The sequence below is a fragment of the Corynebacterium sp. genome, assembly GCF_030532195.1.
In the GTDB taxonomy this organism is placed as follows: Bacteria; Actinomycetota; Actinomycetes; order Mycobacteriales; family Mycobacteriaceae; genus Corynebacterium.
The window spans coordinates 539,423-550,517 of sequence record NZ_JAUNLP010000001.1; the positions used below are offsets into that span (position 1 = coordinate 539,423).

Here is an 11,095-nt window from a genome sequence, read left to right on the forward strand (position 1 = left end):
TGATGACCAATTCTGCAGCCAAGAACGACATCCTAGGTCGCATCCGCAATGCGCAGAAGATTGCTTTTCAAGGCCGTGATTTGGCCTCCGACGTCGGCATTATCACCGGCGAGCCCGGCGCGCACTTTACCGTCCCCCGTGACTATGAGCGCAGTTCACAGCTGCCTCACAAGGACATCGTTTCGCTTGCCGACGAACGCATCGCCGATTACAAAGCCGATGTGCGCCGCTGTGGCAGCTCGGCAACTGAAATCAATGAAGCTGTAAAGAAAGCTATTGCTGATGCCGGGGCCTCGCTGATCGGTATTCCAGAGGGCCTGGACCGCTCCTGGGTTGCGGGGCTTGGCTCTGACGAGGTCGCCGGTGAAGGCGCGACCGAAATCCGCGTGGACAATGGTTTTGACGCGCGCGAGTTGGACGAGCTCGATGCTATTGTCACCAGCTCTGCAGTCACCTGTGCGGAAACCGGCACCATTTTCCTAGACGGTTCGGCCACTTCTGGGCGCCGCGCTCTGACCTTGGTACCGGACAAGCATATTTGTGTTGTTCCAGCTGAGACGATTGTCTATGGCATTCCGGAGGCGATTTCCCGCTTGCGAGAGACTGACCCCACGGCCCCGATCACTATGATTTCCGGGCCTTCTGCAACGTCGGATATCGAGCTTTCCCGCGTCGAGGGCGTCCACGGCCCTCGTACCTTGATTGTGATTATTGCTGGCTAGCGGCGAATTCTCCCCACGACCGTCGCTATCGCCGCTATCGCGACTATTTCCCTGGCCAGTACTTTTTAACTGACACAAAGAGCATCAGCGCTACCGCTACGATTGTCACCGCGGCGGTAGCGCCAACATTGTGCCGCGGCACATTCGGCGCAATCAGCAGCACAGCAACCAGCGCAAGGACGGCGCCCCAGCTTTGTTTCGCTTTCTTGTCCCATTTAAAGGCATTGTCCGCCCAGTTCGAGTCAAAGACCCCTTCCCTATTGCGGTAATCAAAAACGAACTGAACCGCGATTAGTAGCAACACACCGGGAAAAGCCCACTTAGTTGTCAATCCCGCCCATGCAATGACTCCGGACAAGAACCCGAAAATGGCAGCATAGATTACTGCTTGTCCCCATACCGAGCTCGAGCTTTTGGGCTGTTTCTGTGTTACTTGCGCTTTCGTCATATTTTCCAGGTTAGCCCCCCCCCCGAATCGTCACAGCGTTTCAACAGACTGCCGGAATATTGACATGTCAACATTGCGTTGTACAAAATGAGACTAACCGACCAGCAGGTTAAAGGAGTTCGTCGTGAGCGCAATCATTCAAAAATTTTCGGTAGCCGGTAATCCACAACTTCCCGGCATGGACCCATTTCTGTTTGCCGTCCACCATTATGACCTATACCCGCAGGCCAAGGGTCAAACTATGACCCCCGATGCCTCACTTCTCGGCCGCAATATCGGCATGGACTTTTCCGAAAAGGACGGCTGGTCCATGTACCACGGCACGACCGTTCCCGGCTTCCCCTCTCACCCGCACCGCGGCTTTGAAACCATCTCAATCGTCGAGGAAGGCTTTGTCGACCACACCGATGCCGAGGGCGCACAGGCTCGTTACGGTGAGGGCGACACGCAGTGGCTGACCACAGGCGCAGGTACAGCACACGCAGAGATGTTCCCACTCTTGCATAGCGACGGCCCGAATCCCCACCACATGTTCCAGATTTGGCTGAACCTGCCGCCGGAGGGCAAGCGCGCAAAGCCACACTTCCAGATGTTTTGGGCCGAGGAGACTCCACACGTTACCGGCACTGATGACAATGGCAACGGCTACGACGTAAAGGTCATCGCCGGCGCATTCGGCGATACTCAGCCACTTGCACCACCGCCGGAGTCCTGGGCCTCCAACCCGGATTCCGATGTTGCCGTGTGGGTGCTGCGCCTGCAGCCGGGCGCGCAGCTGACTCTGCCGCCAACCAACCATGCAGAGACGATTCGCACTCTCTACTCTCTGCGCGGCAGCCTCACTGTCGACAGTGAGACCTTAAAGCAAGAAGGGGCAGTACTGCGCTCAACTGAACCTGTGGACATCGCTGCAGGTGACAATGGCGCTTTCGCACTTGTCCTCCAAGGCCGACCAATTGGTGCCCCCGTCTATCAGCACGGCCCATTTGTTGCGAATAGCCGCGAAGAGCTCATTGCGGCATTCGATGCCTACCAGCGTGGCGAGTTTGGCGCATGGCCGTTTGATTCCACCGATCCGGTCGCGCCATTTGAACAGGGCCGCTTTGCCCGCTATCCCGATGGCACGGTTCGTCGCCCCTCGGACAATTAATCGGCCATCACGCACGCGACGGGGACGGCTTGCGCTTCACCAGCAGCCTGTCGCTGCACACTAAACCCGTTTTGGTGAAGCGGAAGCCGTCCTTGTCCAGGCTGATCCGCCCCGCAGCCCCCGCCAAACGCAAAAACCCCCTTAAGCGACCGGGAAACCCAATCGCTTAAGGGATGAATAGTGCCCCCGAGAGGAGTCGAACCTCCGACCTTCGGTACCGGAAACCGGCGCTCTATCCACTGAGCTACGGGGGCGCATGCAACTAGTGCAACGAACATGGATGTTACCACTAGCGCATTGCGATTAGCTAAATGCCCCTACTACGCGCCAAAGACATCAGCAGTAGCTTCTTCTGCGACTGGGCACACCACGGGTACGCCACCATCATCCAGAACACGCGCCCGAATTCCATAAGCGCGAGCCAGAAGCTCCGGAGTGAGAACATCAGCAGGCGTTCCTTGGGCCACCACGTGACCGTCGGCAAGCACGACGACCTCATCGCAGTAACGGGCGGCGAGATTGAGATCGTGAATGGCGACCAGCGCGAGGCAGCTCCGGGAGGAGACTTCCGCGCGAATGAGCTGCAGCAACTCCACTTGATGACGCAGGTCGAGGGCGGAGGTGGGCTCGTCGAGAAGCATGACCTCCGGGTCGCGCACCAGCATCTGCGCAACCGCGACCAGCTGCCGCTGACCGCCGGAGAGCTCACCGACGTAGCGGTCGGCAAGGTGCTCAATACCGACTTTTCGAAGAATTGCCGCCGTGTGCTCAATCTCTGTGCCGCGCACGCGCAGCCGCCCGGCGCGTCGCCCTGAGACCAGCACCGACTCAAAGGCGGTGAGCGATGCCCCAGAGGGCAGGTCCTGCGGGACATAGCCCACGACGTTTCGCAGATCAGAGCCAGTAATGCGCTCGTCGTCGCGAGTCACGGCAATCTCGCCGGACATCGGCTTGCGAATCCCCGCAAGGGTTGTCATCAGCGTCGATTTGCCCGCCGCATTTGGCCCCAGCAGGCCCGTCACCGTCCCCGGTTTCAGCGTGCTTAACGACGCGCCTTGCAAGACCTGTCGCCTGCCATAGCCGGCAACCACGTCATTGACATTAAGGACAACACTCATTAGTTCCACACCGTCCTCTTGCGCATGAAAATCAGCCCGACAAAGAATGGGACACCAACAATCGCGGTGATAATGCCGATTGGCACCGCTACTCCCGGAACCACCGTGATGGAAACTGCGTGTGCGCCCGCCAGCAGCGCTGCACCGGCCGCCATGGAAGCAGGCGCGAAGAAGCGCTGTTCCTCCCCGACCAGCATGCGAGCAATATGCGGCCCGACCAGGCCGATGAAGCCGATAATGCCGGCGAAGGCCACTGCGGTTGCAGCCAGTAGCGAGGCCACAACCAAGGTTGCGATGCGCAGCCGATCGACGTTGATACCGAGTGCCTTGGCACGGGCATCGCCCAGCCGGAGCGCAGTCAGTGCCCAGGCGTAGCGAATGGTAAACGGAATCGCGATAAGCAGTGAGACTGCGATGATGCCATTGGCCACCCACGTTGCGCGCTGCAATGAGCCCATCGTCCAAAACACAATCTGTTGCAGAGCCTCGGTGGTGGCGCGGTACTGCAGCAGCGCCAGGAGTGCCTGGAATAGGAACACTAAGCCGATGCCCAACAGAATCATCGATTCTTTACCCGAGCCACGCCACACGGATGCGGCCGCGACAATGGCGACGGCAATGATCGATGACACCCACGCCACCGCTGCGAGATTGAACTGCGCATGCGGAATGATGACCCACCCCAGCACAATCGAGGCCGCACCACCGAAGGCAGCGGCTGCAGAGATGCCGAGGGTGAAGGGCTCGGCAAGCGGGTTGTCCAGAATGGTCTGCATCTGCGCGCCCGCCAGCGAGAGTCCAGCACCAATCAGGACCGCCATGACCGATGCCGGCAGGCGTAGCTTCCACAGCACAGTGTGCGTGGTCTCATCGACGGAGCTCGGATTGAAGATGCCGCGCACAACGTCCCCCACCGTTAGCGGCACCGGCCCCACAATCGTGGCGATGACAAAGGCACACACAGCAAGTCCGGTCAGTACAGCAATGATGAAGAGTTTCTTCGCTGAACGACGTCGGTAGCGTGTCGCCGAGTCCGGCTGGCTGTCAGCCTGTTGCCGCTGAGGCGTGCCACTGGTGTTTGTGGAGGTGTGCTCGCTGGGGCCGTCGTCAAGCGATGCGCCCTGCGCGCGGAGGTCGGTGTACGTCATCAAAATCCTGACTTTGTGGGTGATGTCGGTGGGTTACTTGGTGGGCTCCAAGGAGGTGAAGAAGGTGCCGCTGTACTTAAACGGCAGGTAGTCGTCGTGGAACTTGGCGAAGTCGGCGGCCGGGTCGAGGTCGGCGAATTCGTTCGGATGGAGCCACTTTGCGAACTGCTCCAGGGCGAAGACGTTGTATGGCGAGTCGTAGAACTGGTGGAACGCGGCGTGGAGATTGCCATCCTTCGGCGCGGTAAGAGTGTCAAAGCCCGGGGTCTTGAGCAGCCCTTCGAGGGTGCGCTCGGCGGTTGCGGGCTCGGCGGTGTAGCCCAGTTCGACATGCGGCAGGACTTCCGGCTTCTTCGGGTCGAGCGCCCACGAACCGCCGGTGGCGATGATCTGTTCTGGCTGGACGGAGAGGACCTTTTCGGCAGTCACGTCGCCGGATTCGGTATCCAGCAGGCTGTCGCCGAGGTTCTCGCCGCCAGCTGCGGTGACCAGATCGCCGAGGTTGGACTTGTTGACAGTGGCACAGCAGTCCTTCATGCCGGCTGCACGCCAGATGAAGGTCTTTGGCTTGTCGTCAATTTTTGCGGCGCGCTCGGTGATTTCGTTGACGCGCTCGGTGTAGAAATCGGTGAACTTCTTGGCATTGTCCTCTTCACCCAGAATCTGGCCGAGTAGTTCGACGGACTTGGAGGTATTCTCCAGTGGCTTCTGGCGGAAGTCGGTGAAGACGTACTTCAGGCCTGCTTGGTCGAGCTTGGTCAGGAAGCCGGACTGTTCGGCAGCCTTCTTGTGGTCCAGTGTCATCACCACGACGTCGGGCTTCTGCGCAATCAGATTTTCGACTGTGACATCGCCCTTGGCAATGCTTCCGATGGTCGGCAGATCTTTCAGCTCCGGCTTGGCCTCAAAGAGCTTGGCCTCGAAGGATGGGGCTGCCTGGTGCAGGTCGCTGCCGATTGCGACAATGTTTTCACCTGGATTGTCCTTATTCAAAAGCGAGGTAGCGAACATTGCGCGGCCTTCGCCGAGCACAACTCGTTCGGGCGCTTTGTCGAAGTCAACAGTACGGCCGGCTACATCAGTAACGCTGAGAGCTGCTCCGTTACCATTTGCGCCTGCTGCCTTGTCGCTCTGCTCTGCGGATCCTGCGTCGGCACCGCACGCTGCGGCAACGAAGCTCAAGGCCGCGCAGCCGAGCGCTGCGAATGTCTTGGTCAGTTTCATCGGTGTGCGAATTCCTCGTTAGTTGTTTAGTTCTAGGATTCAGAAATGGGATTATTGGCTTTTGGGTACCCTTTGCTAACCCTTTAGCCTTAGGCGTGCCTTACCTTACATTTCAATTTATTGATAGAAAAGAGGCCCTGCTCTACCAACTGGTTGAGCAGGGCTTTAAGAAATTCGTGGGGGTAAAAACTAACCATTGATGGGTGTAGGTGCGCTTGAGAGCATCAGCGCTATGCAGCAAGGCGCATGGGTCTTAGCTGCAAGCGGGCGAGCGAGCGTGGCCACAACTACTACCTCCCAAGGACCGCGTGGAAGCATTTCATCATCATTTCGCGGTCAACATCCGCCAATGGCTCGATAACTTCGGTGCGGACAGTGTCGACATAATCCGGCGCTGCCTCGGCAAATACCGTTCGACCGACACCGGTGAGGACAACAACATAATCGGAATCGGGATCTTCACCATGTTCTTCGGTGTGAATAAATCCGCGCTTTTCCAGGCGATTGGTATGCAGCAGGGCGCGAGGATGGTTCCACTTCAGACGGTCACAAATCTGGTCGACGTGCAGGATTCCATCTTCGGTCTCATGCAATGCGATAAGCAGCGTGAAATCTGCGAAAGTCATTCCTGTCCGCTGACGTAGGCTGCGCTCAATATTGCGCTCCACCTCGCGGAAGGTTTGCACCATCGTCTGCCAGAAGTTCTGTTCGTCATCAGTGAGCCACTCATTTGGGTTCATACTTCCCTAGGCTAATGGTGCAAGCCTGTTCACAGAAGGCAATTGCGAGAATAAGCGTTAGAGAATTCTGCGGAATCCTTAAACCCCCGTGGGGCACGCAGATGACGCCCCGCCCCCTCCCCGCGTGCGCATCGGACCCGCGTGTGTGCATCGGAACCCTGTGGTCGTAGATGCTGGTTCGCAACCTTTAGCTACGAACCTGACCTACGCTAACTACGAGTCCAGCTTTTCACGCTCTGCGTCGGCGGTCTCTGCAATCTTGTCTAACACTGCAGAAATTCCCTGGTAATCAATATTCTCACCGAGAACATCAAACACGACGTGGCGCACGAGATTCACGTGGCTCGGTGCCGCCTGCTGGATAACCTTCAGACCATGATCAGTCAATGCGACATCGATACCGCGATTGTCGCAGGCACAGCGCTCCTTGGTGACCAGCCCGCGACGCTCCATGCGAGTGATTTGGTGCGACATGCGGCTGCGATCCCAGTCGAGGGCCTCACAGAGGGCACGCATGCGCACTACATGACCTTCGGCCTCGGAAAGAACGACAAGAACCGAAAAATCTGCAGTGGAGATATCGAGAGAATCTTGCAACTGCAGGTCAATCGACCTATCAACAGCCCTTTTTGCGTTCAGGATTGAACGCCAAAGCCCCTGTTCTTCCTCAGTTAACCACTGGATATCTTGCATGTTTACCGAGCATACTATCTAGAGACTAAATCTTGAATTTGCAAAAACTCCGCTCCTGTCACGCGATCGAATCGACTTTCATCGCATGTGAGAACAATGACCTGCATATCTCGGCCGGCCTTAGATAGAGCGTTGTTCATCTTCCGCAAACGGTGTTCATCAGAGTATCCCAGCGCATCATCAATAATCACCGGCGCACCTTGGCCGCCCTCCATCACACCGGCTACGGCCAAACGCAACAAAATATCCAGCTGCTCTTGCGCACCACCCGACAGCTCGGTGACCTTGAATTTGCCATCAGCATTGGAGCGAGACTCAATTTCCAGGTTGGAATTCATCACAAACTCGGTGCCCGGACCGAACACGCTGCCACCGTATTCATCCATCTTTCGCAGCAATGGCTCCGCCAGCGCATCGCGCGACTCAGACCGCGCCTCCGACATGGCCTGGTGAAGTACCTTCGCAGCTAAAGCTCGCCTACGCAGCGACTGCTGTTTACGCTCTGCACGCTGCACCGCACTTTTCGCAGCTGCCAAATCCTCATTGGCACTGACAAAGTACTCCAGATGAACTGCGATTTCCTGACGCTCATGCTCCAACTTCGCCAGACGCTGTTCCAGGGTCTCCTTTCGCTGTCGTGCACCGGCCAGAGAGGCCTCCACATCGTCAGCATCCCGCTTTGCCAGCTCAGTGCGCTTTTCAGCAAGCAGCTTCTCTGCCGTTTCAAAGTCACGCTGCCGGTTTTCAACTGCTGCAAAAATTGCAGCGTCAGTTGCCTTCTCCCGCGCTTGCATCAGCGATTCGGACCACACCTTCTCTGTCGAGCGCAAACCTTCCAACTGACTGCTGGCCTCTGTATAGGCAGCGTGCGCAGGACGCTTTTCCAGCTTTGACAAGCGCAAATCGGCATTATCACGCTCTGCTTCTGCTTCCCGACGCTGTCTTCCTGCAGCCTCCAACCGTTCCTTGGCTTCCGCTACATCGATGTTCTCCGGAGCCTCTTCGCCCGCAAGCTCGCGGTAACGCTCGCCATAAACACGCACTTCTTCCTTCGCGTTATCCAGCTCTTCGGTGAGCTGATGGTATTCCGCACCATCAGACACAGCATCAATAGCTGCCTCCACTTGGAACTTCGCTTTTTCTGCTTCACGACGTCGCGAATGCGCCTCCTGCGCCGCAGTAACCGAGTCCACTCCTGCAGCCTCTAACTGCTCCCGCATCAGCTGCTTTGCTTTTTCCAATCTGCGCTGGTGGGACTCCGATCCATCACCGGGCTGAATGGCAACTGTCACATCTCCGACATCAACTGCCAGCGGCTTAGTTACTGCCCTTTCAACCGCCTCAGCCTCCGGAGACAGTTCTACACTTTCGCCATCAACTGTGACCTGCGTTTTCTTCTTGGCTGTCAGTTGCACACTCGGACTCGAAGCCTTCAAAATTGCAGCAGACGTTGTGACCTCTCGTTCACAGCCAAGCAATTTTTCGAGTGCAGTATCAGTCACGTTATTGCGAGCGATGACTTCCTTGTGCTCGGCTAACTGCTCACGGAGCTTTTCAACCTTGCCAACGCGCTGCGACAACGCCGCCACCAAGCTCCGCTTCTCCCCCAAAGTCACCTCAGCTGCGGCGAGCTCTTCGCGTTTGCGCGCCTCGCGGTAGGTATGTGCTACGGCATCGCGGGACTCCTGTGCTTTTTTCAGTGCAGCAGATTCTGCCTCGAAGGACTCTTTGAGCTCTGCAACTTTCGCGGCCTTTGCCGCCGCCTCATCTGCAGTTGTCTTTGCCTTCTCAATGAGGTTCTCTCGCTCAACCTTGGCTTCCTTCGCTGACTCCAGTAGCTTACTTGAGGCAACCGAGACCTCCGTAGCCTGGTTCACGGCGTCGCGGAACTTCTCAAGCTCTTCCAGCGCCGCAGCCCACCGATCAACCTCTTGCTTGGCCTCCGGGAGCAACTCGCGCTGATTGCGCTGGCTTTCCTCATTCCGAGCCGCTTTCACGTTTAGCGAGTCGAATTCCTTCACCTTTGCCGCTTTTTCGGCATGAGCCTGCTGAGCATCTTTCAACTGTGCGTCAGCCTCAGTAAGGAGCTTCTTTTCTTTACCGTTCTTTTGGTAGTACCGGTCGTACTCTGCCTGGACAGCCTCGAAGAGCCCAATCTCCTCCGGGGTGTCGGAGCGCTGACCGGAAGCTGACTGCAAAGCGCTGGTGACATGGGCAAATCCGCCGAGGGACAAGGTCTTTTGTGCCTGCCCCTGCTCGGCGACAAATACTTGCCACAGGTTCTTGGTATCCGCGCTTTGCATGCGGGCCGCCAACCATTCCTCGGCTTGGTCATCCTTGAATACCTCAGCCGTCGGAGAATGTACCGTCACGATGGTGCCGGTGTCTTTGGTGGTACCGAAGATTTTGTCGAGCGTGAACTCGTAGCCATCAAGCTCCATACGGACCTTGACCCGTGGCTTCTCCTGACTGTGATGGCTGCTCAAACTCGTTGCCTCGGCTGCGCGGGACTTCCACTTTGTCGTCAGAGCAACGTGGATTGCCTTCGCAATAGTGGTTTTACCGGACTCGTTTTCGCCAGAGATAACCGTGACACCGCGATTCGCCAGCCCTGTAATCGAAAGCGAATCAATTGCGCGTACATGTTGTAATTCGATGTCGTGAAAGCGCACGAGTTACTCCTTTTCTCCGACCAACCGAGCCAGCAACCGCAGTGCATCGGCGGCTGCCGTGGCATCCGCTTCGGAAATCAGCACACCTGTTTCAGTGCGCCCCTTACTGATTTCACTGAGTTTTTCCGCAGCTTGGAGCGGGTATCCAGTGAGATTGAGATTGGCAATATCGCCTTCTGACGGAACTACGGTCAGGTCGCTGCCGCTACCGCGACGATAGAGTGCCGCAAAAAGTTGCTGATAGCGCTCAAGACGAGACTCAAATTTGGTTGACTCCGACAGCGTGACGGTGCCACGCAGGGAGTACTTCACGGCTGTATCAGTTTTGGATTCGATCCCATCAAGCTCAGCGAAGAATGCGTCAACATCTTCCGCACTCGAGATATGCATATCAATAGCGTGAAACGACCACTTTCCCACTCGGTGCGGGACCACAGTCACCTCGCCCCGATCAGGTCCGCTTTCTGCGATGTCCACAACAAGTACGTTGCCCGAGCCCCGCTCCTTGTCGTCATACGCCGTGGTCTCATGCGCCCCGGAGAAAAACACGCGCCCAGAGCCGTCGAGCTGACTTGTCGAGTGCGAATCCCCAAGCGCTACATAATGCAGGGCGCCTCGCTCTATGGCGTGCTCAAGGCTGGCCAGATCAATCGTGGCACCACCTTCATCACCAAAGCCCTCCACCTGACCGTGCGCCACCATGACACGAATTCCATCCGTCGGTTCGAGCTCCGCAGCAGCCTCCGCCACGATGTCATCCGCCGAATACTTGCCACGCACCGGCACACCAACGAGCTCCACGCCCTCACGAATTGCTATGGGATTGGTGTCTCGCAGCACATAAACTCCCTGCTGCTCAAGGGATTCAAACGCTTTACGACGGTAGATTGACGAAGCATCCAGCGCATCATGGTTGCCTGGTAGGAGGTAGACCGGCACGGGCAACTTGGCGATTCTATCCAGCGCTCGCAGAAATACCTTCTCCGGCAGCGTATTGGAATCAAACACGTCACCTGCAACAACGATGAATTCAGCATCTTCGCTGGTGGCTAACTCGCCAATGCGGTCAATGGCATCTAGACGGCTTTCATTAAAACGGGCCTGTGCTTCGCCGCCGTCTAATTCCAAAAACCAGCGAGTCATGCCAAGTTGCCAGTCTGATGTATGAATGAATTTCATT

10 protein-coding genes and 1 tRNA gene are annotated in these 11,095 nt (G+C 57.2%); 2 read left to right on the top strand and 9 right to left on the bottom strand.

Annotation, left to right across the window (positions count from 1 at the left end; genetic code table 11):
- The first annotated feature begins 2 nt into the window (after positions 1 to 2).
- Positions 3 to 722, top strand: a complete 720-nt coding sequence (locus Q4E11_RS02410; protein WP_303163304.1) for an LUD domain-containing protein — start codon at positions 3 to 5, stop codon at positions 720 to 722.
- Between the two features lie 43 nt (positions 723 to 765).
- Here the strand turns inward: Q4E11_RS02410 and Q4E11_RS02415 are convergent, their stop codons facing one another.
- Positions 766 to 1,170 carry a hypothetical protein gene (locus Q4E11_RS02415; protein WP_303163306.1) on the bottom strand — a complete coding sequence of 135 codons (405 nt, stop codon included), beginning with the start codon at positions 1,168 to 1,170 and terminating at the stop codon, positions 766 to 768.
- Between the two features lie 124 nt (positions 1,171 to 1,294).
- Between Q4E11_RS02415 and Q4E11_RS02420 the strand changes: the two genes are divergently transcribed.
- Positions 1,295 to 2,320, top strand: a complete 1,026-nt coding sequence (locus tag Q4E11_RS02420) for a pirin family protein (RefSeq protein WP_303163308.1) — start codon at positions 1,295 to 1,297, stop codon at positions 2,318 to 2,320.
- Positions 2,321 to 2,501: 181 nt separating this feature from the next.
- On the opposite strand, the gene Q4E11_RS02425 is transcribed toward Q4E11_RS02420, so the two are convergent.
- The 8 genes from Q4E11_RS02425 to Q4E11_RS02460 all read right to left on the bottom strand — a co-directional run bounded on the left by Q4E11_RS02425 (position 2,502) and on the right by Q4E11_RS02460 (position 11,094).
- Positions 2,502 to 2,574, bottom strand: a tRNA-Arg gene (locus Q4E11_RS02425).
- A 66-nt stretch (positions 2,575 to 2,640) separates the two neighbouring features.
- Complete coding sequence (locus tag Q4E11_RS02430; RefSeq protein ID WP_303163309.1) at positions 2,641 to 3,438, bottom strand: ABC transporter ATP-binding protein; 798 nt, start codon at positions 3,436 to 3,438, stop codon at positions 2,641 to 2,643.
- A complete protein-coding gene (locus Q4E11_RS02435) occupies positions 3,438 to 4,586 on the bottom strand; it encodes an iron ABC transporter permease (RefSeq protein ID WP_303163311.1) in 1,149 nt (382 codons plus the stop codon). The genes Q4E11_RS02430 and Q4E11_RS02435 overlap by 1 nt, the downstream gene beginning before the upstream one ends.
- Positions 4,587 to 4,619: 33 nt before the next feature.
- A complete protein-coding gene (locus Q4E11_RS02440; protein WP_303163312.1) occupies positions 4,620 to 5,810 on the bottom strand; it encodes an ABC transporter substrate-binding protein in 1,191 nt (396 codons plus the stop codon).
- A 290-nt stretch (positions 5,811 to 6,100) separates the two neighbouring features.
- Complete coding sequence (locus Q4E11_RS02445; protein WP_303163314.1) at positions 6,101 to 6,550, bottom strand: MarR family winged helix-turn-helix transcriptional regulator; 450 nt, start codon at positions 6,548 to 6,550, stop codon at positions 6,101 to 6,103.
- 213 nt (positions 6,551 to 6,763) lie between these two features.
- Positions 6,764 to 7,243, bottom strand: coding sequence for a MarR family winged helix-turn-helix transcriptional regulator (locus Q4E11_RS02450; RefSeq protein WP_303163315.1), 480 nt, complete (start codon positions 7,241 to 7,243; stop codon positions 6,764 to 6,766).
- Positions 7,244 to 7,257: 14 nt separating this feature from the next.
- Positions 7,258 to 9,915 carry an ATP-binding protein gene (locus Q4E11_RS02455; RefSeq protein WP_303163316.1) on the bottom strand — a complete coding sequence of 886 codons (2,658 nt, stop codon included), beginning with the start codon at positions 9,913 to 9,915 and terminating at the stop codon, positions 7,258 to 7,260.
- 3 nt (positions 9,916 to 9,918) lie between these two features.
- Entirely contained in the window at positions 9,919 to 11,094 is a 1,176-nt protein-coding gene (locus Q4E11_RS02460; protein WP_303163318.1) for a DNA repair exonuclease, read from the bottom strand.
- Position 11,095 lies beyond the last annotated feature (1 nt).